23 protein-coding genes, 1 tRNA gene and 1 pseudogene are annotated in these 23365 nt (G+C 67.8%); 10 read left to right on the top strand and 15 right to left on the bottom strand.

The genetic code is table 11. The features are described 5' to 3' along the window. Nucleotides 1–37: 37 nt before the first annotated feature. The 6 genes from sepX to galU all read right to left on the bottom strand — a co-directional run bounded on the left by sepX (nucleotide 38) and on the right by galU (nucleotide 5060). The gene (sepX, locus tag ACQP1K_RS24865) at nucleotides 38–679 is read right to left on the bottom strand and encodes a divisome protein SepX/GlpR (protein ID WP_433498108.1); all 642 of its coding nucleotides are present in this window, start codon (nucleotides 677–679) and stop codon (nucleotides 38–40) included. A gap of 227 nt (nucleotides 680–906) precedes the next feature. Further along, complete coding sequence (locus ACQP1K_RS24870; RefSeq protein ID WP_433498109.1) at nucleotides 907–1551, bottom strand: GNAT family N-acetyltransferase; 645 nt, start codon at nucleotides 1549–1551, stop codon at nucleotides 907–909. A gap of 286 nt (nucleotides 1552–1837) precedes the next feature. Beyond that, nucleotides 1838–2326: a MogA/MoaB family molybdenum cofactor biosynthesis protein gene (locus ACQP1K_RS24875; protein ID WP_433498110.1), complete on the bottom strand. Its 489-nt coding sequence runs from the start codon at nucleotides 2324–2326 to the stop codon at nucleotides 1838–1840. A gap of 74 nt (nucleotides 2327–2400) precedes the next feature. Beyond that, nucleotides 2401–2922: a cyclic pyranopterin monophosphate synthase MoaC gene (gene moaC, locus ACQP1K_RS24880; protein WP_433498111.1), complete on the bottom strand. Its 522-nt coding sequence runs from the start codon at nucleotides 2920–2922 to the stop codon at nucleotides 2401–2403. Then, nucleotides 2919–4103 (bottom strand): molybdotransferase-like divisome protein Glp, encoded by a 1185-nt coding sequence (gene glp, locus ACQP1K_RS24885; RefSeq protein ID WP_433501639.1) that lies wholly within the window; start codon nucleotides 4101–4103, stop codon nucleotides 2919–2921. The genes moaC and glp overlap by 4 nt, the downstream gene beginning before the upstream one ends. A 51-nt stretch (nucleotides 4104–4154) precedes the next feature. After that, complete coding sequence (gene galU, locus ACQP1K_RS24890) at nucleotides 4155–5060, bottom strand: UTP--glucose-1-phosphate uridylyltransferase GalU (RefSeq protein ID WP_433498112.1); 906 nt, start codon at nucleotides 5058–5060, stop codon at nucleotides 4155–4157. A 25-nt stretch (nucleotides 5061–5085) separates the two neighbouring features. Between galU and ACQP1K_RS24895 the strand changes: the two genes are divergently transcribed. From ACQP1K_RS24895 to ACQP1K_RS24905, 3 genes and pseudogenes are all read left to right on the top strand, one after another. Then, nucleotides 5086–5661 carry a 5-formyltetrahydrofolate cyclo-ligase gene (locus tag ACQP1K_RS24895; protein WP_433498113.1) on the top strand — a complete coding sequence of 192 codons (576 nt, stop codon included), beginning with the start codon at nucleotides 5086–5088 and terminating at the stop codon, nucleotides 5659–5661. Nucleotides 5662–5983: 322 nt separating this feature from the next. Then, nucleotides 5984–7528 (top strand): potassium/proton antiporter, encoded by a 1545-nt coding sequence (locus ACQP1K_RS24900; protein WP_433498114.1) that lies wholly within the window; start codon nucleotides 5984–5986, stop codon nucleotides 7526–7528. Nucleotides 7529–7791: 263 nt separating this feature from the next. Next, nucleotides 7792–7884, top strand: a pseudogene (locus ACQP1K_RS24905) (FmdB family zinc ribbon protein); the annotation flags it as partial. A 62-nt stretch (nucleotides 7885–7946) separates the two neighbouring features. Here the strand turns inward: ACQP1K_RS24905 and ACQP1K_RS24910 are convergent. Further along, nucleotides 7947–8216, bottom strand: coding sequence for a hypothetical protein (locus tag ACQP1K_RS24910; protein WP_433501681.1), 270 nt, complete (start codon nucleotides 8214–8216; stop codon nucleotides 7947–7949). 117 nt (nucleotides 8217–8333) lie between these two features. Here ACQP1K_RS24910 and ACQP1K_RS24915 point away from each other — a divergent pair, with 117 nt between their 5' ends. Both ACQP1K_RS24915 and ACQP1K_RS24920 read left to right on the top strand, forming a co-directional pair. Continuing rightward, a complete protein-coding gene (locus ACQP1K_RS24915; protein WP_433498115.1) occupies nucleotides 8334–9140 on the top strand; it encodes an S-methyl-5'-thioadenosine phosphorylase in 807 nt (268 codons plus the stop codon). 12 nt (nucleotides 9141–9152) lie between these two features. Next, nucleotides 9153–9917: an SAF domain-containing protein gene (locus tag ACQP1K_RS24920; RefSeq protein ID WP_433498116.1), complete on the top strand. Its 765-nt coding sequence runs from the start codon at nucleotides 9153–9155 to the stop codon at nucleotides 9915–9917. Between the two features lie 104 nt (nucleotides 9918–10021). On the opposite strand, the gene ACQP1K_RS24925 is transcribed toward ACQP1K_RS24920, so the two are convergent. Both ACQP1K_RS24925 and ACQP1K_RS24930 read right to left on the bottom strand, forming a co-directional pair. After that, a complete protein-coding gene (locus tag ACQP1K_RS24925; RefSeq protein WP_433498117.1) occupies nucleotides 10022–11143 on the bottom strand; it encodes a D-alanyl-D-alanine carboxypeptidase family protein in 1122 nt (373 codons plus the stop codon). A gap of 108 nt (nucleotides 11144–11251) precedes the next feature. Further along, nucleotides 11252–12307 carry a hypothetical protein gene (locus tag ACQP1K_RS24930; protein ID WP_433498118.1) on the bottom strand — a complete coding sequence of 352 codons (1056 nt, stop codon included), beginning with the start codon at nucleotides 12305–12307 and terminating at the stop codon, nucleotides 11252–11254. Nucleotides 12308–12465: 158 nt separating this feature from the next. Between ACQP1K_RS24930 and ACQP1K_RS24935 the strand changes: the two genes are divergently transcribed. Continuing rightward, nucleotides 12466–12538, top strand: a tRNA-Arg gene (locus tag ACQP1K_RS24935). Between the two features lie 1045 nt (nucleotides 12539–13583). Here the strand turns inward: ACQP1K_RS24935 and ACQP1K_RS24940 are convergent. Beyond that, nucleotides 13584–13931 carry a hypothetical protein gene (locus ACQP1K_RS24940; RefSeq protein ID WP_433498119.1) on the bottom strand — a complete coding sequence of 116 codons (348 nt, stop codon included), beginning with the start codon at nucleotides 13929–13931 and terminating at the stop codon, nucleotides 13584–13586. 297 nt (nucleotides 13932–14228) lie between these two features. Between ACQP1K_RS24940 and ACQP1K_RS24945 the strand changes: the two genes are divergently transcribed. The 3 genes from ACQP1K_RS24945 to ACQP1K_RS24955 are packed head-to-tail and all read left to right on the top strand — an operon-like array spanning nucleotide 14229 to nucleotide 15069. Beyond that, nucleotides 14229–14447: a hypothetical protein gene (locus ACQP1K_RS24945; protein ID WP_433498120.1), complete on the top strand. Its 219-nt coding sequence runs from the start codon at nucleotides 14229–14231 to the stop codon at nucleotides 14445–14447. Then, on the top strand, nucleotides 14444–14899 hold the full coding sequence (locus ACQP1K_RS24950; RefSeq protein ID WP_433498121.1) for a hypothetical protein: 456 nt from the start codon (nucleotides 14444–14446) through the stop codon (nucleotides 14897–14899). Before ACQP1K_RS24945 ends, ACQP1K_RS24950 begins: the two co-directional genes overlap by 4 nt. After that, nucleotides 14866–15069: a hypothetical protein gene (locus tag ACQP1K_RS24955; protein ID WP_433498122.1), complete on the top strand. Its 204-nt coding sequence runs from the start codon at nucleotides 14866–14868 to the stop codon at nucleotides 15067–15069. Before ACQP1K_RS24950 ends, ACQP1K_RS24955 begins: the two co-directional genes overlap by 34 nt. Before the next feature lie 152 nt (nucleotides 15070–15221). Here the strand turns inward: ACQP1K_RS24955 and ACQP1K_RS24960 are convergent, their stop codons facing one another. From ACQP1K_RS24960 to ACQP1K_RS24970, 3 genes are read right to left on the bottom strand one after another with little or no spacing between them, the layout of a single operon-like run. After that, a complete protein-coding gene (locus ACQP1K_RS24960) occupies nucleotides 15222–15527 on the bottom strand; it encodes a hypothetical protein (protein ID WP_433498123.1) in 306 nt (101 codons plus the stop codon). Further along, nucleotides 15520–15900: a hypothetical protein gene (locus ACQP1K_RS24965; RefSeq protein ID WP_433498124.1), complete on the bottom strand. Its 381-nt coding sequence runs from the start codon at nucleotides 15898–15900 to the stop codon at nucleotides 15520–15522. The genes ACQP1K_RS24960 and ACQP1K_RS24965 overlap by 8 nt, the downstream gene beginning before the upstream one ends. Continuing rightward, nucleotides 15897–16703, bottom strand: coding sequence for an SAM-dependent methyltransferase (locus ACQP1K_RS24970; protein WP_433498125.1), 807 nt, complete (start codon nucleotides 16701–16703; stop codon nucleotides 15897–15899). The genes ACQP1K_RS24965 and ACQP1K_RS24970 overlap by 4 nt, the downstream gene beginning before the upstream one ends. A gap of 107 nt (nucleotides 16704–16810) precedes the next feature. Here ACQP1K_RS24970 and ACQP1K_RS24975 point away from each other — a divergent pair, with 107 nt between their 5' ends. Continuing rightward, nucleotides 16811–17104 carry a winged helix-turn-helix domain-containing protein gene (locus ACQP1K_RS24975; protein WP_433498126.1) on the top strand — a complete coding sequence of 98 codons (294 nt, stop codon included), beginning with the start codon at nucleotides 16811–16813 and terminating at the stop codon, nucleotides 17102–17104. A gap of 548 nt (nucleotides 17105–17652) precedes the next feature. On the opposite strand, the gene ACQP1K_RS24980 is transcribed toward ACQP1K_RS24975, so the two are convergent. Beyond that, a complete protein-coding gene (locus ACQP1K_RS24980; protein WP_433498127.1) occupies nucleotides 17653–20958 on the bottom strand; it encodes a type ISP restriction/modification enzyme in 3306 nt (1101 codons plus the stop codon). Between the two features lie 330 nt (nucleotides 20959–21288). Then, a complete protein-coding gene (gene ltrA, locus ACQP1K_RS24985; RefSeq protein ID WP_433498128.1) occupies nucleotides 21289–22731 on the bottom strand; it encodes a group II intron reverse transcriptase/maturase in 1443 nt (480 codons plus the stop codon). Nucleotides 22732–23365: the final 634 nt, after the last annotated feature.

Consider the following 23365-nt stretch of genomic DNA (forward strand, 5'->3'; position numbering starts at 1 on the left):
AGGTTAGCAAACTCTGCGGGCTTCTCGCGCCATCCGATCAGTCTCCGACCGCGCGGCGGCCTTCGGCGTACTGGTCGAAGACCTTGACCTGCCTGCGCGCCTCGAACTCGATGATCTCCGCCTCCCTGGCCATGGCCCGTCGCCGCTCACGCTGCCTGCGCAGATACGCAGCCCGCGCCGCGGCGGCCCGCTCCCGCTGCTCCCGATCGATCCGTACGGCGATCCGCAGCACGGCGAGATAGCCCACGAGCAGGACGCCCGACGGCGCGACCCCCCACCACGGCATCACCCGGACGGCCGCGGTGACCACGGAGGCGAGGACGAGCAGAACGCTCCACAGCAGCCGCCTGCGGCGGCGGGCGAGGATGCGGACCCTCCGCTTGCCGGCATGCCGCCGTACCGCCAGGGGGCCGGGCGCGGCAGCGGTATCCGCTGCGTCGTCCGGTCCTTCCTGAGTCGTGGCCTCGGCAGGAGAGGGGATATCGTCGAGTTCGCCCGGTGTGCTCGTCTCCTTTCCGGACTGCTCGGCGGGCGGCTCGACGATCGTGTCGCCCTCGGTGTCGGCGGTGTGATCGTTGAAGTCTTCCTCGTCGACGTGCCGGTCCCGGCGCAGCCACATGGGCAGCAGGACGCTCAGCCACATCACGACGATGGCGAAGTAGAGGATGGCGCTACCCATACGACCACCTCCGGGCAGCGTGAACACTGCCGGGGACCAGTGTCGGCGGAGCAGTGTTCACGTCACGCACGGTAGAGCGGACTGTCACTGATTGACGAGCATTCGGTGCGGTGTGTCGCGAGATCGTCAAAGCCCTTCCTGTAATTCGATCTCGCACTGCCCGGATCCCGTTCGGTCAACCGCGCCGCATCTCCCGGCGCGGCTTCCGTACGGCCACGCCGTCCGCGTCAGCCGGGGCTGGGCTCGCTTGGCCGGGCGGCCGCCTCGTTCCTCGTCCTGCGCCACTGGACGAGCAGCCCGCGAGGCACGTCCTCCACGGTCAGCGCGTAGCAGATGTGGTCACGCCACGCGCCGTCGATGTGGAGCTGACGTCTGCGAATGCCTTCCTCCCGGAACCCGAGCTTCTCCACGACCCTGCGACTGGCGTGGTTCTCCGGCCGGATGCTCGCCTCCAAACGGTGTAAACCGGTGGTGAAGAAGCAGTGGTCGACCGCCATGGCCAGAGCCGTCGGGATGATGCCACGCCCCGCGAGGGCGCCGTCGATCCAGTACCCCACCTGGGCGGAGCGCGCCGAACCCCAGACGACCGCCCCGATCGTGAGCTGACCGGCGAACCTGCCCTCGTACGTCACGACCCACGGCATGGCGAGCCCCTGCCGGGCCTCGCGGCGGAGCGTCCCCACCATCGAGACGTACGGCCCCAGCCCGGTCCGGAACAGCGGGGTCTCGGGGTTGCTCGGCTCCCACGGACGCAGCCACTCGGCGTTGCGGAGGCGGGTGTCGCGCCAGTCCCGGACGTCACGCAGACGCAGCGGACGGAGCCCTACCGGCCCCTCCGCCAAGGTCGCCGGCCAGCCGCGAAGTCGATCCACCGTCCAATCATCCTCCGAAGTACGGTCGACGCGCCATGCGGGGGCGCGTAGCGCACGAAGGACGGCAGGATCGGAAACACGGCGCCGGCACCGAGGCCGGCGTGCGGGGCGGGCCGTACGCGATCTCGCGATGCAAGATCACGAAGGGCGTTCGCCCTGGTGGGCGACCTTGCGTGCGAGTTTCTGCAAGATCACGGAAGGGGTCCGGGCAGGTCAACGGGCTCACCTGCCAGAATTCGCAAGATCACGGGCATGGGGTTCACGCGGGTCGCGTGGTGGGCGGGGGTCAGGGGGTGGGGTGGCGGGGGTGGTCCCCGCCATGGATCTGATCGACGACGTGTCCGAGGATCGGCGCGAGCACGGCCATGCCGTCGCGTACACCACCGGACGAGCCGGGCAGGTTGACGATCAAGGTGTCGCCGGCCTGGCCGGCGAGGCCGCGCGAGAGGATCGACGTCGGCACGCGGTCGCGGTTGACCAGGCGTACGGCCTCGGCGATGCCGGGGATCTCGCGGCCGATGACGCGCCGGGTCATCTCGGGGGTGAGATCACCGGGGGTGACGCCGGTGCCGCCGGTCGTCACGATCACGTCGTATCCCTCGGCCACGCCTTCGCGCAGCACGGCCTCCACCGGGTCTCCGTCGGGCACCACTCGCGGCCCGTCCACCACGTCGCAGCCGGCCTCGGCCAGCAGTGACGCGAGCAGCGGACCGGATCTGTCCTCATAGATCCCGGCAGCCGCCCGGTTCGACACCGTGACAACCAACGCACGCACCGCCGCGCTCCTCTCCCTGCTCTGCGGCTTCCGTCCCACCCGGCGTACCTTTCCCTTGTCCGGCCGGGCCCGGATCAGCCGGGCCCCGATCGGCTCTCGCCGGGACGGGTCCACCGGCCGGTCTTTCCGCCCGTCTTCTCCGCCACCTTGACGTCGGTGATGACGGCGCCCGGATCGACGGCCTTGATCATGTCGATCAGGGCGAGCCCGGCGACCGCGACGGCCGTCAGCGCCTCCATCTCGACACCGGTCCGGTCCGCCGTCTTCACCCTGGCGGTGATCTCCACACCGGTGTCGACGACGGTGAGCTCCACCTTCACCCCGTGCAGTGCGATCGGATGGCAGAGCGGCACCAGGTCGGGGGTGCGCTTGGCCCCCATGATCCCGGCGATCCTGGCCACCCCGAGCGCGTCCCCCTTCGGCACCTCTCCGGAGCGCAGCACGGCGACGGCCTCCGGCGCGAGCAGGACGCGGCCCGTGGCGGTGGCCGTACGCGCGCTCACGTCCTTCGCCGAGACATCCACCATCCGGGCCGCACCGGACTCGTCGATGTGCGTGAGACCTCCGGTGTGACCGCTCGCGGGGTCGCTGTTCAAAGCGGGATCACCTCCACCTCGGCCCCTTGGGGCAGTTGTGTCACGTCCTCCGGGAGCACGATCAGAGCGTTGGCGCTCGCCAGGGCGGCGAGCTGGTGGGAGCCCTGTCCGTGCACGGGGGCGACCACGCCGCCGGACAGCACGGCACGCAGGAAGGACCGCTTGCCCTCCGGCGACCGCAGCGGCGCCGACGTGACCGCCCGTACGGTCGGCGGCGGCCCGGCGGGCAGCCCCTGCATGGCCAGCAGCGCCGGCTTGACGAACAGCACGAACGACACGAACGACGAGACCGGATTGCCGGGCAGCGTGAAGATCGGCACCGCGTCCTGACCGACCAGCCCGAAGCCCTGCGGCATGCCCGGCTGCATGGCGACCCTCTCGAAGGCGACCTTGCCCAGTGGGGCCAGTGCCTCCTTGACCGGCTCGTACGCCCCCATCGAGACCCCGCCGCTGGTGATGACGGCGTCGGCCCGCAGCAGTTGGTTGTCGAGCGCCTCCAGGAACTCCCTCGGGTCGTCGGTCACCACTCCGGCGCGGAAGCCGTCTCCCCCGGCCTGCCGTACGGCCGCCGCGAGCATGAAGCTGTTGGACTCCCAGATCTGCCCGGGCCCGAGCGGTGTGCCGGGCTCGGCCAGTTCCGCGCCGGTGGACAGCACCACCACCCGGGGCCTGGGCCGCACGATGACCTGGCGGCGGCCGACCCCGGCGAGGATGCCGACCTGGGCGGGGCCGATCCTGGTGCCCGCGCGGAGCACGAGGTCGCCCGCCTCCACGTCCTCGCCCGCCCGCCTGATCGCGTTGCCGAACGGCGCCGGCATGTTGATCGTGACGCGGGCGGTGCCGCCGTCGGTCCACTCCACCGGCACGACGGCGTCCGCGCCGGCGGGCACGGGCGCCCCGGTCATGATGCGGGCGACCAGACCCGGCCCGACGGCGTACACCCCGCCGTCCCCCGCCGCCACGTCCTCGATCACCGGCAGTGTGACCGGAGCGGCCGCGACGTCCTCGGCCCGTACGGCATAGCCGTCCATCGCCGAGTTGTCGAACGGCGGAAGCGGCATGGGCGAGGCCACGTCCTCGGCGAGCACTGTGCCGAGTGCGTTCTCGATGTCGACCTCCATCGGGGCCAGCGGCCGGACGGCCCCGAGGATGTCGGCGAGATGCCGATCGACGGCTTTCATCATGATCCCGCTTTCGTTATGACTGGGCTTCGCTCTGGGCCACGGATGCCCTCACGACTTCGCGTCGTCGAGGAACTCCCGCAACCACGGCAGGAACTCGGGGGCGAGGTCGTCGCGGCCTGCGGCGAACTGTACGACCGTGCGGAGGTAGTCGAGTTTGTTTCCGGTGTCGTAACGCCGGCCGCGGAACAGCACTCCGTGCACCGGGCCGCCGTCGCCTGAACCGCGGGCGGCCAGCGTGCGCAGGGCGTCGGTGAGCTGGATCTCGCCGCCGCGCCCGGGCGGGGTGTTCTCGAGCACCTCGAACACGGTGGGATCGATCACGTACCGTCCGATGATCGCCCAGTTCGAGGGGGCCTCGCCGGCCGGGGGCTTCTCCACGAGGTCGGTGACGCGGACCACGTCCTCCTGGTCGGTCGGCGTGATCGCGGCAGCGCCGTACTGGGAGATCTGCTCCCGCGGCACCTCCATGAGCGCGACGACGCTGCCGCCGTAGGTGGCGCGCACCTCGATCATGCGCTTGAGCAGCGGGTCACGCGGGTCGATGAGGTCGTCACCGAGCAGACAGGCGAACGGCTCGTGTCCGACGTGCTGCTTGGCGCACAGCACGGCGTGGCCGAGCCCCTTCGGCTCGCCCTGCCGTACGTAGTGCATGATGGCGAGGTCGACCGGCTCCTGAACCTGCGAGAGCCGTTCCTCGTCGCCCTTGGCGCGGAGCGCGTCCTCAAGCTCGTACGCTACGTCGAAATGATCCTCGATGGACCGCTTGTTGCGGCCGGTCACCATCAGCACGTCGAGCAGGCCGGCGGACACCGCTTCCTCAACGACGTACTGGATGGCAGGCTTGTCGACGATCGGCAGCATCTCCTTGGGGGTCGCCTTCGTCGCGGGCAGGAATCGGGTGCCCAGACCCGCTGCGGGCACGACGGCTTTGGTCACGGGGTCGAAGTCAGCCATGTCTGAAACACTAACGGAGCAGCCCATGGACAAGATGAACCTGCGTCGGCTGATCCTGGACGGCAGGGCCGGGATGGATGCGGCGACGCTGCGGGAGTCGTCGGCCGCGACGCGCGAAACCCTGCTGGACCAGGCATGGGTGCAGATGGCCGGGCTGGTGGCGTGCTACTGGTCGTTCGGTACGGAACCGTCGACCCACGGGCTGGTCCTGGCACTGTGGAAGCACGGTTCGACCGTGATCCTTCCGGTGCAGTCACCGGACGGCGACCTCGACTGGGCCGTTTACGACGGGCCGGACTCACTCGCTCCCGGACCGTCTGGGATCATGGAGCCGGTGGACACTCGGCGCGGGGTCGACGCCATCCGGACCGCGGCCCTGGTCCTCGTGCCCGCCCTCGCCGTCGACCGCACGACGGGTGTACGGCTCGGCCGTGGCCGGGGGTGCTACGACAGGGCGCTGGCCCGTGTCGGGCCCAACGTGCCGACGGTGGCGCTGCTGCACGAGGGCGAACTCCTCGACGGCGTCCCGGCGGAGCCGCACGATCGACGGGTGCGTTACGCCGCTCTGCCCAGCGGGATCGTCCATCTGACGGCCCCCTGACGACCCGGCGGCTCTCCGTGTCCGGGAGCTGCGGGGCTTCTGGAGCCTGAGGTTCGTACGAACGACGAGGCTCCCGGAGCCTCCGACCCTGTGTAACGGTCTGGAGCATGCCAGGCGCCTGGAGCATGCGGGGCGCGGAACATGCAGGGCGTGGGCGTGTGGGGTGCTTCGGGCATGAGGGGCGCTCCGGGCATGAGGGGCGCTCCGGGCGTCTGACGCTTGGCGGAACGGGTAGGCGGAACAGCCGAAAGGCCACAGGCCGCCGAGTTGCGGATACACCAGAAAAGCAGGGATCGGCCGGCATAATCGAGACGGGAAGCGGGTGGAGCGTCTGAACGTCTGGCTCCTCGTCTCCGCCGTCGTCGTCATCGCGGCCATCGCATCCGTCCGAATCGTCCACCGCACCGGCCTGCCCAGTCTGCTGATCTATCTCGGCCTGGGCCTGGTGATCGGCGAGGACGGGATCGGCGGCATCCAGTTCGAGAACTCCCAGCTCGCCCAGCAGCTCGGCCTCATCGCGCTCGCCGTCATCCTCGCCGAAGGCGGCCTGACCACCAACTGGAAGAACGTCCGCGACTGCGTGCCCACCGCCCTGGTCCTCGCCACGTTCGGCGTCGCGGTCAGCGTCGTCGTGCTCGCCGTGGCCGTGCACGCCCTGCTGGGCATGGACTGGCGCAGTGCGCTGCTGCTCGGCGCGGTGCTCGCGTCGACCGACGCCGCCGCCGTGTTCTCCGTGCTCCGGCGCCTCCCGCTGCCTCCCCGGCTGGCCGGAGTCCTGGAGGCGGAGTCCGGGTTCAACGACGCACCCGCTGTGATCATCGTGATGGCGCTCAGCGTGGCCTCCGGCCCGCTGCCCACTCCGGGGAACATCATTCTGCACACCACGATCGAGCTCGCGATCGGCGCGGTCGTGGGCGTGCTGGTCGGACCGGCGGGCGTCTTCGCGCTGCGCCGGGTCGCGCTCCCCGCATCGGGGCTCTACCCCCTCGCGGTCCTGGCCCTGGCCTTCATCGCCTACAGCGGGGCGGCGCTGCTGCACGGGAGCGGGTTCCTCGCCGTCTACATCGCCACGCTGATGCTGGGCAACGCCCGGCTCCCGCACGCCGGCGACACCCGCGGGTTCGCCGAGGGGTCGGCCTGGCTCGCCCAGATCGGCCTGTTCGTCATGCTCGGCATGCTGGCCAGCCCATCGGAGCTGCCCGAGGTGATCGTCCCGGCCCTCGTCTCCGGGATCGCTCTGGTCCTGTTCGCCCGGCCGATCTCGGTCGCCGTCTCGGCCGTGCTCGTACGGCTGGCATGGATGATCCGACTCCCCCGGAACGTACGGCTCACCCGGATCGGGGCGATCCCGTGGCGTGAGCAGATGTTCCTGTCGTGGGCCGGCCTGCGCGGAGCCGTACCCATCGTGCTCGCCACGATCCCATGGAACGCCGGGGTGCCGGGAGCCAAGAGCCTCTTCAACGACGTCTTCGTCATCGTCGTCGTCTTCACCCTCGCGCAGGGGCCCACGCTGCCGCATCTCGCACGTTTCCTGGGGGTCACGGCCGAGGGTGAGGCGCGGGAGCTCGACGTCGACTCCGCCCCGCTGGAGGAGCTCGACGCGGACCTCCTCCAGGTGCGCATCCCGACCGGCTCCCTGCTGCACGGGGTGGAGATCTTCGAGCTGCGGCTCCCCCCGAACACGATGGTCACCTTGGTCGTACGCAACGGTGAGTCGTTCGTGCCGACCTCGACCACGCGGCTCATCGCGGGGGATCAGCTCCTCATCGTCGCCACGGCGAGCCAGCGGAAGGCCGTCGAGCGCCGGCTTCGCGCCGTGAGCCGGCGCGGCAAGCTGGCCGAGTGGTACGGCGAACGCGGCCTGTGAGCGGAGAGACGGTCCGGCAGGGGGAGCCGGGAGCGCGGACGGCCGACGAACGGGACATTCGAGACAGGCGACCCGTACGGCAATAAACCGGTCCGGAGTGGCGTTTGGCCTCGTGGGTTGCTTACCATTAGCAATCGTCATGGCCGAGTGCTAGACAGTTTTCGGTGAATGCCGTCGGTCGCGAACAGCGTCCGCGCCCGTGCGGCAGAAGCCGATTCACCGAACACGACATTGGCTTCAAGTGTTAGTTCCGGGAGGAACGCGTGCCCACCTACCAGTACGCCTGCACGGCCTGCGACGAGCAGTTGGAGGTCGTCCAGAAGTTCTCCGACGACCCGCTCACGGAGTGCCCGTCCTGCCATGGGCGGCTGCGCAAGGTCTTCTCCGCCGTGGGCATCGTGTTCAAGGGCTCCGGCTTCTACCGCACCGACAGCCGTTCCTCCGGTTCGTCGTCGTCGGTGGCGGCCTCGTCGAACGGCTCCAACGGGTCGAGCGGGTCGAGGGACTCGAGTGGCGCGAACGGCTCCAGCGGCTCCAGCGGTTCCGGCGGCGAGGCGTCGAAGTCGTCGGGCGGATCGGGCAAGAAGGACGCCGCCGCTTCCTCCTCGTCCTCTGGGTCGTCGGGATCCTCGGGTTCGTCCGGCTCGTCCGGCTCGACCACGGCGGCCTGAGGTCCTGAGGTACCCACGGCTCCAAGGCCCTGAATTCTCTGAAACCCGGGCCGCCCGGATCCGGGTGCGGACGGTTATCCACAGGACGCCGCCGCGTACCGCCGGGACGGGACGACTTCGTTAGGGTCGTCGACATGGTCAATCACGTAGAGATCGGCATCATCGGCGGCTCGGGGCTTTACTCCCTCCTCGACGACGCCGACGAGGTCGAGGTGGAGACGCCGTACGGCCCACCCAGCGACAAGATCGCGCTGGGCCGGATCGGCGGCCGGTCGGTGGCGTTCGTCCCCCGGCACGGCCGTGACCACGTCCATCCTCCGCACCGCATTCCCTACCGTGCGAACCTGTGGGCGCTGCGCTCCCTCGGCGTACGTCAGGTGCTGGCGCCCAACGCGGTCGGCTCACTGCGCCCCGAGCTCGGGCCGGGCACACTGGTGGTTCCCGACCAGCTCGTGGACCGGACCAGCGGGAGGGTGCAGACCTACTACGACACGGGCTGCGCCGTACACGTGTCGTTCGCCGACCCCTACTGCCCGCAGGGCCGGGCCATCGCCGTGGCCAAGGCGGTCGAGGCGGGGTGGGACACGGTCGACGGCGGCACCCTGGTGGTGATCGAGGGGCCGCGTTTCTCCACCCGCGCGGAGTCGAGGTGGTTCTCGGCGGCGGGGTGGTCGATCGTCGGCATGACCGGGCACCCCGAAGCCGTGCTCGCCCGGGAGCTGGCGCTCTGCTACACCGCGCTGTCGCTCGTCACGGATCACGACGCGGGCGTCGAGGCCGGCGAGGGGGTCACCCACGAGGAGGTCCTCGCCTTCTTCGCCGCCAACGTCGAGCGGATGCGCACGCTGGTCGGCTCGGTCGCCGAGGCCCTCCCGGCCGAACGCGACTGCGTCTGCGGCAGCGCCCTCGACGGCGTCAAGCTCCCCTTCGACCTTCCCTAACCCGGACCCGCCGTGAGTGCCCTGAGCCGCCTGTTCGCACGCCCTCTCACGACCACTCAGCGCCGTCGTTCCATCACTCGCCGCATCGCCGCTCATCGCCGCCTGATCTCGGCGATCCTCGCGAGTGCGGCGATGGCCTGCGCGCTGGCATCCGTAGGGCCGCCGGGCGGCGTGGAAGTCCTCGCCGCCGCCCATGACCTGGGTGGAGGTCGGCTGTCCGCCTCCGACGTCATGGTCGTACGGCTCCCGCCCGACGCGGTGCCCGATGGCGTCTTCCATCCGGAGACCACGCTGACGGGACGGGTCGTCGCCGGGCCTATGCGACGGGGCGAACCGCTCACCGACGCGCGGATCCTGGGACGGGGGATGCTCTCGACGCAGGGGCCGGGAATGGTGGCGACGCCGGTCAGGATCGCCGACCCGGCCGCCGGCGGGTTGCTCTCACCCGGTGACGTCGTCGACGTCCTGGCCGCGTTCGAGACCGACCCGTTCGAGACCGACCCGTTCGCGGCGGACCCGTTCCCGGAGACGCCGCCGGAGGAGCCGCCCGGGGGCGCGGCGGCGGACGACATGGGGAGCATCGAGAGGGCGTCGCCGGAGGGTACGGCGCGGCAGGCCGTCATGGTCGCGCGCGAGGTGCGGGTGATGACGCCGCCGTCATCCGGAGAGGGGGGCGAGGGCGTCCTGCTCGTGCTGGCGACCACCCCGGGCCAGGCCGCCCGGCTCGCACAGGCACAGGCCCAGGGGCGGCTCTCGGTCGCGATCCACCCCCGCTGAGGCCCCGGGAGCCGTCGTGAAGCGGTCTCCCGGAGGAATTCCCAGAGGGTCGGTCTCTCAGGGGTCGGCTTCTCAGGGAGTCGGCTTCTCAGGGAGTCGGCTTCTCAGAGGAGGGAGCCGACCTGCGGGTCGTACTCCCAATGCCAGGGCTCGAAGGGGCTGCGATAGGCCCAGTCGGGGTGAATCCAGCCGAACCGCTTGCCGTTCTCCTCCAGCCAGTTGAACTCCGCCGAGCGGAAGATCTGGACGCCGCCGCACAGGTCGACGGCCAGCCCAAGGCCGTGATTGCTCTTGCCTGGCGTGGCGGCGAATCCGGGGCGCCGGTAGTAGATCGCCTGCTGCTCCCCAAGGCTGCGATAGCTGTCAGAGACGCAGATCGGCTTGCCGAAACGCCTCTGGTAGGCCAGGTTGAGGTCGGCGAAGGCGATGGCGGCGTCAGCGCGCAACTCCTCGCCTCGCTGCGGCAGCGGGCACAGGATGCTCTGCGGGAGCAGGCCGTTCGGGTACTGCTCGGCGATCCCCACCCTCGTCGGGTCGCATCCGTTCCTGTTCGCCTTTCCGAGTTTGACCCCCAGCTTGACGAGCGCCTTGGTCAGGGACTTGACGAGTTTGGACGAACGCTTACGCAGCATCTTGATCTCCGCGTCGAGCTGGGCCTCCTGCAGGAGATTCGCCGCGCGCAGCTCCTGCGCCTCGGCCGCCAGCCGTTCCTGCCGCCGTTGCAGCCGCGCCGCGTCATTGAGCACCGTGTTACGTGCGTTGGCCAGGTAATCCAGGTCGCTCATCGCCCGCAGCGCCCCGCTGTCGTCACCGCTCGCGGTGAACGGGCTGACGCCGGACATGGCAGGATCCTGGTAAATGACCTGGATGAGGTCGGACAGAGGTTTGCGCAGCTTGTTGAGCTCTTGCGAGGCCGCCTGAAGCTGGGTCAGCTTCGCCGCGAGTCGCTTCTGCGACGACTCGAACCGCTTCTCCCGAGACTTGAGGACCTTCGTGGCGTCCTCGATCCCCTGATAGGCCTGCTGCGCCTGGCGTCGCAACTCGGTAAGCGTGGTCGGATCCTTGCCCTCGGCGGCACCGGCGCTCTGGGCGGCGGCACTCCGCGTGGTCGCACTCTGTGTGGCGGCATCCTGGACGGCCCTGGCGTGGGTGGCGGCCGCGGCCGGGCCGTACGGGATTCCAGCGGAAAGCGAAGCCATCACCGTGACGACCGCGATCAGACCCACTGATCGAGGAGAGGGCACGATCGTCTCCTCCATGCGAACTCGTGACCTGGGTCAGGGACGCACGTTACTACAGAGACCTGTGTGACCGGACCTCGCTCACCAGATGCACTATCTAACAGTCACGTCCCTTTCGAGCGCTTTGCCGTGCCGTACCGTGCCCTGGCGTGGACTCGTCTCGGCTGCGCCCGGGGACGTTTCCAGAGCCAGCGTGTGTTCCCGGCAGAGCTCCCACAGCCAGGTGTCCCGCCACTCAGGCGAGCAGGTGAGGGGCGTCTCGACGATCGCCGACTCGCTCGGTTCCTTCGGCGCGATCGGCACGGTCGTTGTCGGCTTCGGCGCCCGCCTGACGACGGCGGGCGGAGCCTGCGGGCCGGGCTCAGGCTCCGGGATCCGGATCAGGCCGCCGTAGACCCGCACCGGCCCGAGAGGCTCGGGGACCCGGGTCGGCTCCAGCACCGCGTCCCGCCCGGCCCGTACGGACGTCGCCGGCTCTGCTCCACCCGCCGTCCCGTCGACGGCCATCGCCGCCGCGGCACCGGCGTCGTTCGTCTGTTCCCCGCTCGCAGGACTGCCGTCCCCCGTGTTCTCCCGGCTCCCCGTCGGCTCGTCGCCGTTTCCGTTCTCGACGGTCGCGGTCTTTCCGGCGTTCTCGGGGTTCTCACCGTTCTCGGGGTTCTCACCGTTCTCGGATGCGGGCCGGTCTGGAGCGACGTTCTGACGGCCCGCGCTCCGGTGATCCTTGCTCGCGGCGTCGGCCGTGCCGTACGGCCCGGGACTCGGCGACGGGGTCGGGGCGGCAGCCTCGTCCCGTGCTGTGTCGCCCTGTGGCGTGACTCCTCGCGAAGTGCGTCCCGCGCCGTCCCGTCCGTCCCCCGCCTCGGCATGTTCCCGTCCGTGGCCACTCGGCGGCGTGACCGTGGGCGGAAGGACGGTCACGTAGGGCGCTCCTGCGGGCGTCTCAGTCTCCGGCGTAGCGGTTCCCAAGGGCTGCCTCACCTGCGCAGCCGCCTTCTCGCCGTCGGCGACGCTGCCTCGCGCCGCGTCCTCGTATCCGGCGAGCTTCGCCATGAGCATGACCACGGCCAGGATCGCAGGCACGATCATCGCGGTGATGAACATCAGCGGGCGCAGCCTGTGGACATACGTACGTCGCTTTACGGTCACGAACCGTGACGGTAACCGTCGCGCGCAAGCCGGAGCCCGACCACTTGCCAGCCCTTTACCGCACGTCAGCCAAGCGATGACCGGCCCGGCTCGAGCGACACTCCCCCCGGGATGCGCAACCTGGCCCAACCTTTCGCTAGGCTTACATAGCGCGACAAGCCTCCGTAGCTCAGGGGATAGAGCACCGCTCTCCTAAAGCGGGTGCCGCAGGTTCGAATCCTGCCGGGGGCACTCTTTGATCAGGCCAAACAGCCCCTCACCTGGGGTTTCTCTGTAGCTGCCCGGCGATCATGTGCAGCGAGATGCAGCCGTAGGCAGCTGCGTGTCAGTGATCGCGATATATAACGCGAAATGATCTTGACGGCGTTCTGCCTGGTCAACGTCGTCCACCTGAAGCACGCGGTCCAGGGACTCCCCCGCTCGAGGCCTCTCCAGACTCACAACCAGGCACGTCCAGCCCTACCGGAGCGAACACTCTCAATGTATGCACATGTACACAGAGGGCAATATGTAAGCCATAACGGAACAGGAACGCAGTCCATGTCGCAATACGGACATCACTGGGAAGCTTGCTCGACACCTTGACTTGCACTCAAGGAGAGCGATGGGTCTAAACGATCTTCACAGGAAGCATCCTACGGCGCGATCCGAGCCATCCAGGTACCCCCCTACATGCCCCCTCTACCTTTGTTGTTAATTCCCTTTGGCTAATCTAATCCTTATGGATAGCTAACCGGCCCCCTTACTTAATGCCTTTAGCAGGATCAGATTATTTGGGCGGGAACTTGATTCGGCGCCGCTTAGCAAATGACTGGAGCCTAGCCAGACGGAACACTTCGGCAGCATTCTCGCAGGTCAGAGGCGCCTCGATCAAGATCGGCCAGATTTCCATAGGAAGTACCCGACGACCGGTTGTTCACCTGCTAGATTTGGAGCCGCTTTACATCGGCAGGCCGACCTAGGCCCTATAGCCGCATGTGGCAGTCGGTTACTTTCCGCGACGATTTCGTTTGGAGGCCGCGTGATTATCACCTTCAGGTGCGGGCGGAGCGCCCGCACGAAGCATGGCAAACCCAAGGTATGGACGCTCCGCCTTGCAATCACCTTCGGTCACTAAGTGACCGAATCCGCTGGTCAGTTGCCGCTGGCCAGCGGGTCCCCGCCCGAGAGGTTTCGGGGCAGGGATGCTAGACGCACACTATCTGCCTCTAGCTGCTGTCGCATGGAGATGCGCAAGAGCCTCCCAGGCTAGCCTGGGAGGCTCTGTCTTCCTTGGTCAATCACCGAGCGCGTTGTAAATCTTGCTGTTTACTCGCGCATCTTCTCCCTCTACGCACTTCGCGTAGACACGTTGCAGGACCTCCACGCTGTGCCCGGCACGCTGGGCGACCTCGGTTGCCGGAACGCCGATGTTGAGCCAGAGCGAGACGGCCGCGTGCCGCAGGTCGTACGGCCGAGCGGCCAGCGGTGAGGCCGCCTGCTCTGGCCCGAACCCGATGGCCCGAGCCTCCTGCCAGATCCGGGAGATCGCCGAGGCGGTGTAGGGGCGGCCCTTGGCGGTGCGGAACAGCCGGCCATCGTCGGCCACGCCGTACCGCTTGATGTGCTCTCGCAGGATCGCCACCAGGACCGGCGGAATCGGGATCGGCCGGGTCTCCCCTCGGCCCGATGCTTCAGGCCGCGCTCGTCGTGTGCCTCCCCCGAGTCGGTATAGCGCTTGTTCGCCTGTGGCCGCGCCTTCTCCAGCGTCAGCGTGCCCCAGCCCTCATCGGGCAAGTCGCAGTTCTCCCGCCGAAGGCCCGCGGCTTCCTCCGGACGAAGCGCGGCATACTACCTGCAGGCGTATATGGCCATCATGCGCGCTCCCCGCAAGCGGCCAACGTACGACACCGCAGCAAGGAGCGCCCGCGCCTGACGAGGGTTGATCACCGTCCGGGGGTCGACGGCTTCGGCGAGGCCAATCGAGTTCCGCGGAGCCGCCCGCGACGCTTGGAAGCTCGCCAACTGGGAGCAGTACGTCGCCGGACTCACCACCGAGGCCAGCCCGGCCACCGCGCACGTGACAGTGGATAACCGGCTCGGTGCGGTGATCAGCCTTGCCGACCAGACCCGCGAGACGCTCAAGCGGATCCTGTCGTGACCGCTCCACCTGCGGGGATTGTGCTGTACGGCCCGCCCGCCAGCGGCAAGACCACCATCACCACCGCCCTGCATCGGCACGACCCGCGGTTTCGGCTGCTGCCCAAGCTCAAGGCCGGCACCGGCCGCACCGAGGGATACGAACCGGTCACCGCCGAGGAGCTCAACGAGTTGCGCCGTGCGGGCCGGTTGCTGGTCGAGACCCGCCGGTACGGCAACGTCTACGCCATCGACGGCCACCAGATCGAGGAGATCACCGCGGCTGGGCATGTCCCCGTCGTGCACATGGGCAACATCGCCGACCTGCGCGCCCTCGTTGGCCAACGGGCGGACGGTGGCTTCGCGTGCTGCTGTGGGTGCCGCGCGAGGTCACCGAACGCAGGTCGAAGAACCGCGGTGACGTCGACACCGCCGCCCGCGTGCGGGCATGGGAGGAGACGTACACCGACCTGACCACCAACACCGACGAGGCGTTCTTCCACCTGCAGCTGTTCACCGACCGATTGGACGCCGAGACCGCCGCCCGCGCGATCGCCGCCGCATTCGACGCGCTGGTGCAGGCTGCGGCTCCTCACGCGGCGGCAGGTCGTCGGGATGGCGCGGGCGTACGCCCGCCGGGATGAGGTCGATCCGCCACCAGGTCCAGCACCCGGCGCACTGGGCGCCGCTGGGAACGCCGTTGCCGGGCCAGGTCCAGCACACGAGGTGATGACCGCACCCCACCATAAGCACCCCTCCGCATCGTCCGCCAGCGGCCCGGCCGGTTCGCTCGTGGTCATCGCGCCGTGCCCATCAGCACCTTCAACCACAGGTGCTCGGCCTCCGGAACGCGAACCCACTCAGACTCAGTGATTACCGTCTTGCCGCCGGAGCGGGAAAGCCGGCGGATGAAGGACAGCCCGCCCGCCTGGCACAGCTCATACACCACTGCCTTGCAGTCGCAGGTATGACGGCGGACCCGGACGCGGGGAGCACGCGCCACGCTTTTGCGCCAGTTCACCCGCTCGTACCCCTCCTGAGGAACGGCGGCAGCGTGCAGGCCCGGACAGGAGCGAATGAACTCAAGCAAGTCCTCAGCCATGACAAAACCCCCCGTTCTCGTCACACGTACCCGCGGCCACGGCGCCCGGCGACAGCAGGTGCCGCAGTTCGGCGTACCGCTCGGCGACCCGATGCGCGGCCGTCTTCACCGCCCCGGCGGAGCACCACGTATAGAGGTAGAGCCCGGTCTCGGCGAGACGCCCGGTCCACCAGCGGTAGCGCCAGCCCTCCTGCCCCTGCTCGCACCACACGACCAGATCGGCCCACACCGACAGCAGCGCCACCCCGTCACCCGTGCGCACCTCGGCCGCGATCCCCAGCCGCTCCAGCTCCACACGAAGCCGCTCGGCCACCTCACCCGCCCCGGCTACCGGTCCGGCGGAGCGGAGCCGTACCGCTGTGGCCGCGTTCACCGCTTCACCCCGATCCCGCCGTAGCACGGCACGTCACCATCGAGGCGGTGCGCCTGATCGTCCGGTCGCCAGCGCTGCACGTTAACCAGGCCCGGAGAGATCAGGTCCAAGCCGTCGAAGAACCGGGCGATCTCGTCGACTGACCGCAGCACGGCCGGGGCGTTGGCTTGCCCGTAGTGCCGAGCCGCCGCCTCCAGTTCCGGGCACCGTTCGACGTGGGAGACCACCAGGTAGGAGCCAGGGGCCATCGCGTCGGCCAGCATCCGCACTGCCGCGTACGCGTTGTGTTCGTCGGGGATGAAGTGCAGTACCGCGACCAGCAGCACGGCCACCGGCCGCGACAGGTCGAGCAGGTGGACCAGGTCGCGATCGGCCAGGATCTCGCCCGGCCTGCGCACGTCCCTGAGGATTGCCCGCGTCTGGGCATCGCGTGCCAGCAGCGCCCGCGCATGCACGAGCACGACCGGATCGTTGTCGACGTAGACCACGCGAGAGGCGGGGTTGGCCCGCTGGGCGACCTGGTGGACGTTGTATTGCGTCGGCAGTCCGGCCCCGATGTCGATGAACTGGCCGATACCCGCCTCAGCGGCGAGATACCGCACGGCCCGGCCGAGGAAGGCCCGGTTGGCCCGCGCGATCTCCCGCGCCAAGGGCACCGTCGAGATCACCCGCTGGGCACACTGACGATCGATCGCGTAGTTGTCCTTGCCGCCGAGGTAGTAGTCATACATCCGGGCGACGTTGGCCGTCGAGGATGCAGTGACTCTCCCATCAAGGGCGTAGAGGTTCCTGGCGTCGGTCATGCGGGCAGCATAAACGCAACTGCCTACCCTTGCCTACCCCTGATCACCGGTACGCATCGGAACGCCTACAAACGTCACCGCACGTGCCGGTTCTTATCGTCGCTCTCGTGATCGACTTCCGGCCCGACCAGCCCAAGTCAGAGCAAGTGCTCGCCGAGATGCGCCGACGCATCAAAGAAGGCCACTACAAGCCGGGCTACCCCGTCCCCGGCGAACCTCGCATGGCCGAAGAGTTCGGCATCGCACGCCGAACCGCCCGCAAGGTCATCAACGCCCTCATCGCCGAAGGCCTCGTCTACACCGTCCGCAACATCGGAACCTTCGCCGCCGACCCCAACACAGGCGGCCCACCAGAGCAGATCTCACCCCAGGCCGACCCCGAGCAGACCGAGGCCGAATAGCCGATCCGAACCTGCCTCGCGGCCTGATGAGAACTTTCTCCATGTCTTTAAAGCGGCCCGCCTACGGCGGCCCGCGTCGCGCGCCGGTCGGCCAGCCGGCCGGGCATGCGGCTCTTCGGCCGGTCCCGGCCGACGCCGCCCGCGCGCTCCTTACTCACCGAGACGAGCACCCCGGACGAGGGAAGAGCCCGTCCAGCAGCAGGACCAGGTCGACACGGGCCGGTTCGCCGAGGAGCAGGGGAAGAACCGCAAGGGGCTCCGCCCCCTGCACCCCCGGCCCTCCGAGGAGATGAGTTGACAGCTAAACCCGTGGGAGGTCTCAGAGATGAGCCGGAAAAGGTGCGGGTGACCGGGCGGTCATCTCCTCGCCGGCCACCCCGAGGGATGCCAGACCAGCCGCCCGAGGTCAAGCCGTCGAGTGCAGGCAGGCCAACCAGCAAGGAGGAAGGTCACCGGGACACATGTACACGCGAATGACGGCCTGACCCCAGGTGTCCGGCCCGGCATGGCTACGCCTGCCCGACGAGGAGATGACCGCTCGTGTCCGTTCACAACAAGGTCGGGGCATCGGGCGACTCGGTAGCGGGAGCTTTACGAGCACTGGTGGGAACCGGGAAGACGTGCGCTTGCTCCAGGTCGGCCACGGTGACAAGCGGACCGTCACAGATCCGTTCCAGTAAGTCCGCCTGCTCGGGCTCCAGTTCCACGCAGAGCGTGAGGACGTGGAGGAGTTGAAGGAGTTCTGTGGTGAACTCGGCGGGCCATTCCTCGGTGTAGATGTGATCTAGGGGAGAGGTCTTTTTTCCTGCTGGCTTCCTCTTTCGGTACCCGAACCACTTTTTGACGACCTTCATCCCGGACACCTCGTACGCCCAAACCTCCGGGCGTACGGGCGAGATGCGACCGGCACCGACGTGGATGGTTGCCGTCGCGGCATCGTAAGAGATGTCATCTGGCATCCCCTCGGCCGTCCCCGGAATCGCGACCTGTACTTTGGCGCGGTGGACCGGACTCGGTTTGGGCGGTCCCATGGGCCGGCCCTCGACGGGATCGGCGAAGCGTTCGCCGTAGGTATGAAGCCAGATCACCCTCTGGCCGAGCCGTACGGCCTGCGCCCACAGTTCGGGGTCAGCCGTGAGCGGCACCCGTACGCCGGGAGTCCGCAGGTCCTCGGCGAAGTGAGCGGTATAGCCACTATGCGCGGTCGCCGCCGCCATGTAGGACAGCACATCCGAAGCCGTGACAGGCCAGCCGAGCCGCTGAGACAGCAGACGGACGAGGCCAGGAGCAAGGTTGGCTGCTCCGGCGGCACGGTCCCGGTAGAGCGGTAGCACTCGGCCCCCACGTCCGGTGATGTGATCCATGTCCGGTGGATATGCGGTGAAGACCAGGCCGGGACCACTCTCAATCGTGTGAGCGTGTTGTTCCGTGGCGAATACCTGGGAATCACTCGCCACTCGCCATAGATCTGGGCTAGGACGGTGGTGTACACGTGTGTCGGGGATCACCCATTGCCGATCAAAAGACCGATAAGCGACCCGAATCGGCGTAGGGCAGGGGTCGGTCTCGTCTTGAATCGCACCATGGTGATTAACAAAGCCGAAGATCGGCTGCATCATGCTGTCGATCTTGCGGGAATCGCTCTCCTTGAACAAAACCCTTTTGTCAGCGGCGGGGGCTTTGATTAACCGGTCCCAGCGTCTGCGCAGGATTTCTGGGTTCGGATCGTAGACCCAGGTGCGGTTGGGCTTGACCCCTGGAGCCCGCCAGGGCATGAGGTCGCCTAGGGCCGGATAGCTCAGCCAGTCGTCTCTTCCGGCAGGATACAGCCGATCTTGCCAGCCTGTCGCGCAGTTCTCCCACTCCGGGCCGTCGAGAGCAAGTTGCGCTATGCGGGCGAACTTCTCAGAGCGGCGCCCCGACACGCTGGTGTAGTGGATCAGTGCGGGCGTCTCCCGGCTGCCCGTGCCGTACCGGACGAATACACCGATACAGAGCGGGTGCTGAACGCCGGGGAAGACCCGCGTCGGCACATCGGGCTGGTGTCCCTCCGGGGAGAGATTGATGATCCATCCCTCATCGGCTGTCCGACGTAAGTACTCCCGCATGCCGGCAAAGCCGGGGCCGGTTGTGTATCCCGAGGTTGTGATGAACGCGACGATGCCAGCGGGATGCTGGGCGTGGGCGTCGAAGACCTTCCACGTTGCCCACCGCCAGAAGTACACGTACAAATTAGATATCACGTACTCGTACTTGCCGAGTCCTGCGGCTTTGAAGTCCTGCAGCGGGACGCCGTGACCGGAGTTCTCCGCGCCCTGCTCGATCCAGCCGCCCAGCCCCTTGGCCTGCTCGCGATACGGAGGGTTGCCGATCACCACCCGAACCGGCGTCTCCCGCTTCACCCGGTTCGCTTCACGGCGAGACCGTACGATCGGCTCATACATCGAGCCGAGATCGAGATGCGTGTTCTCAAACGGGCTGTCTAGGGTGTCGGCGACGTAGAGCTTCTGGTCCTTTTCGGCGATCTCGGCCCCGTGCTTGGACTTCAGGGCCTGGTTCAGCCGGAGTTCGGCCACCGCGTACGGCCCGGCCTGCCGTTCCATGCCGACCAGCCGTCCGAACAGCTTCTTGAGCTGCCCGGGGACGGCACCCTTGCCTTCCTCTTCCTCAACGGTGCTGGCGACGCTGTCGACGATGTTGAGCAGGAACGTTCCCGTGCCCATCGCGGGGTCCACGACTACCACGTCATCAGCGGCGAAGCCGCCCTCACACCCGAACCTCTTGCGCAGGATGTCATCCACAAAACGGACCATGAACGAGACAACCTCGTTGGGCGTGTAGTAGGAACCGCTCTGCTTACGAAGATCGGAGTCGTACGCCTCAAGAAAATGCTCGTACAGGTGAAGGTAGGAATCGGCCGATCCGTTGCTGATCTTGTCCCAATCCACCGCGCCGATCACCCGCTTGAGGGTCTCCACGACGACGCTCCGGCCCTCCACCGCATCATGAGTGAGCACGGCGAGAGCCTTGCCCATGAGTGAGTGGTTCTTGCCGAGCTGCGCGGCGATCTGGCCCAGACTGCGGCCCTCGAAGTCGATGCCGTCGACCCGCGCGAGCAGCAGCGCGAATGTGACCGTCTGGGCGTAGGCGTCGGCGAACTCCTCATGTGTCAGGCCGGGGAAGAGAAGCTTGCGCCAATCCTTGCTCAGGTCGGCGAAGACCTTCTGCTTCTCCACACCCCGCCGTTCACGCTCGATGGTCTCGGTAACCTCGCTGCGAAGGAGCTTGCACAGCCCTGCCACGGCACGCACGAGCTGACGGATGTTGCGGGGTGGGTTCGGCTTCCACAGCAGGAAGTCGGAGATGACGCGGGCGAACTCTCCATCGAACGGGGTGAGCTTACCGCCTGCCGTGCGGACGTCCCCGTTCAGTCGGGCGACCTGCCCGACTAGCTCCCCATCGCGGTACAGCGCCCACAGGCCGCCGTCGGTGTAGAGCACGTTCGGCAGCAGCCGTAGCTTTTCCCACTGGGTCTTTTCGTGCTTGTTCGGTGTCCAGGTGGACGGTACCCCGCGGCCGGGGGCCTTGAGCTCGACGTATCCCACCCGTGCGCCTGCCACGTCGACGGCATAGTCCGGGCGCACGCCGAGCGAGGCCAGCGAGGTCTCCCCGATCATCACGAGGGAGACCCCCAGGACGTCGGCTATGTCCGCGAAGAGCCGTTCCAGCGGCGCACGGAGCTGGTCTTCGGGCTGACCACCGCCGGCCAGCTTGGCGGAAGCGGCTTTGCCGAAGTGCGCCACGGCCTCGGTGGCTTTGTCGAGCAGTGGCTTAGGGGGATTCGTCGCGGCCATGGCATCCGTTCGATCTGCTGTTGTTTCGCCAACCTGGTCGTAAATGACCCGCGTAATACGGCCTACCAGCTTTGCAGATCTAGCAAACGTTTCCGTACGGCATAACTCGATTAGAAGATCTTCGTCACAGATGGTAGCGATTCAATGTTCGCATTTCCAGACAAATGGAAGAGAGCGTGACAATTTCCTGCATCGGTCACCGGCGAGGGCTGGGGCGATCGCTGTAGGGGTCGGACCGGAGCGCGGTGTCAGCCTTGCGGCTGATCCGTTTCTCCGGCCCGCCCTCCGAACCCGGCGAGCGACTCTCACCGCACCGGGCTCTCCACAGGTTCATGCCGCTGGGGGTGGCTCTGTTGTTCGCCTTGACCACGGTGTTGGGATGTCCCAAGCGCGCCAGCGATACCGGGTGACCGGTATCGAAGCCGCATCGAGCAAGGTGATCCCATGTGCGGAGATTTCCCAGCCGTCGTTCATGAGCCGGGTCCGTACCTTCTTCCACGACATGCCTCCGTGCCTTTTGCGTAGCCACCACATGACGCGGTGCCACACATAGTGGGCCAGGTAGCTGAATGTCCGTTTGGACGAGCCGTGGCGGAAGTAGTTGCACCAGCCCCGGATCACCGCATTCAGGCGGATCAACAGGGTTCTCAGGTCAGGCTGTCCTGGGTGGACCAGTGCCCGCACCTTTGCAATGACGGCGTTGACCGCCTTCTTGCTCGGGTAGGTGTAGACGGTCCACCGGCGGGTTCCTCGTTTGCGGCGCCGCTGGATGTGGTGCCCCAGGAACACGAACCCGTCATCGATGTGGGTGATCAGGGTCTTGGCCTCCGACAGACGCAGGCCCATCGGGGCCAGGACCGCGGCCGCTTGTTCTCTCAGCCGTTCGGCATCTTCGCGGGTTCCGTTGACCATGGCGACCCAGTCATCCGCGTAACGGACCAGCCGCCAGTTCGCCAGACCCTTCTGACGTCGATTGTCCCGCTGCCGGACTGTGGCCATCGCTTGGTTGTGTTCGGCCATGAACCAGTCATCCAGGACCGACAAAGCGATGTTGGACAGCAGCGGGGAGAGAATCCCACCTTGCGGGGTTCCGGCAGTCGTTTCCTCCTGCGAGCCGAGTTCGGTGATGATCCCGGCCTTGCAGAACGCCTTCACCAGCGCCAGCACCCGCTTATCTGCGATCCTCGCGCGAACCCGGTCCATCAGGGCCGAGTGGGAGATGGTGTCGAAGCACGCCTCGATATCCGCCTCAAGGACCCAGGTGTAGCGGTGGGAGCCCATGTGGTGGATCTCAGCGATAGCGTCGTGCGCACGCCGGTTCGGGCGAAACCCATACGAGCACGGCTGGAAATCCGCCTCGAAGATGGGTTCCATGACCAGCTTCAGTGATGCCTGAACAACCCTGTCGGCCAGTGCGGGGATACCCAGACGGCGCTTCTTCGAAGTACCGGGCTTGGGGATCAGCCGCTCTCGGACCGGCAAGGGTTGGAATGCACGGGCGCGAAGTTGCTCCCGTACGCCGTTCAGGAACGCTTCTTCGCCCCACACGGGCGGAACGTCGCGGGCCGTCAGCCCATCAACGCGCGCAGTGCGGGACCCGGTGTTGCCCCAGACCCGACGCCACGCAACCACGAGGAACGCCGGGTCTGCGACCAGGTTGTACAGATCATCGAACCGGCGAGTGGGGTCCTCGCCGGCCCAGCGGTGCAGTTTGTTCTGAATGCTCAGTACCCGCCACTCGGCCGCCTCCGGCTCCAGCAGCAGTTCGCCCATATTCACGAGCGGCCTCCTGACCTGACGTCCCTATCTGCTCGAAACTGCTGCCTGCCTTCCCCATGTACGCGGCTTTCCCGCGCTCGGAGTACTACGGGCTCCGCCCCATCCCGCATCTTCGGCGGACGACGCACCTATCCCCAGCCATGCCCCTGGACGAGGCGGGCGAGGGAACGACGCGAGATGGTTCCCACGTTCACTGCTGACCGTTTGCGAGAGGAGGCGCCCAGCTATGCCCCTGCGGCATCGCCCTGACTACGCCGTAGACCTTCACCAGGGCCTCCCGACCGGACGCGACACCCGGCCCAGGAGTTCCCCACCGGGCACCACGCCCGGCGGGTACGCACCGCAACCCAGCCCATATCCGCCAGATTTGAGCTGGTGGAAGCCTTAAAGGGCTTTACATCGCTGGTTCCTCGCGTACACCTTTCTCGCTCGTTAACCGGACCCGCGCCGTCTGGCAGTACCGACGCATCCCGACGTTGTCGAGGCTGCTCCCACCCTCACCCGCGACTCCGGGGTCAGGCTGCCTCCAACTTCAGACAACCCGCTACGACGGGCCATCGGTGGAGTCCTTTCACCTCCACACGGTCAAACAGCGCCTCGTGGCGCACGCCGCGCCGCTTCCGGTCCT

The organism is Sphaerimonospora sp. CA-214678 (assembly GCF_050942215.1).
Taxonomy (GTDB): Bacteria; Actinomycetota; Actinomycetes; order Streptosporangiales; family Streptosporangiaceae; genus Sphaerimonospora.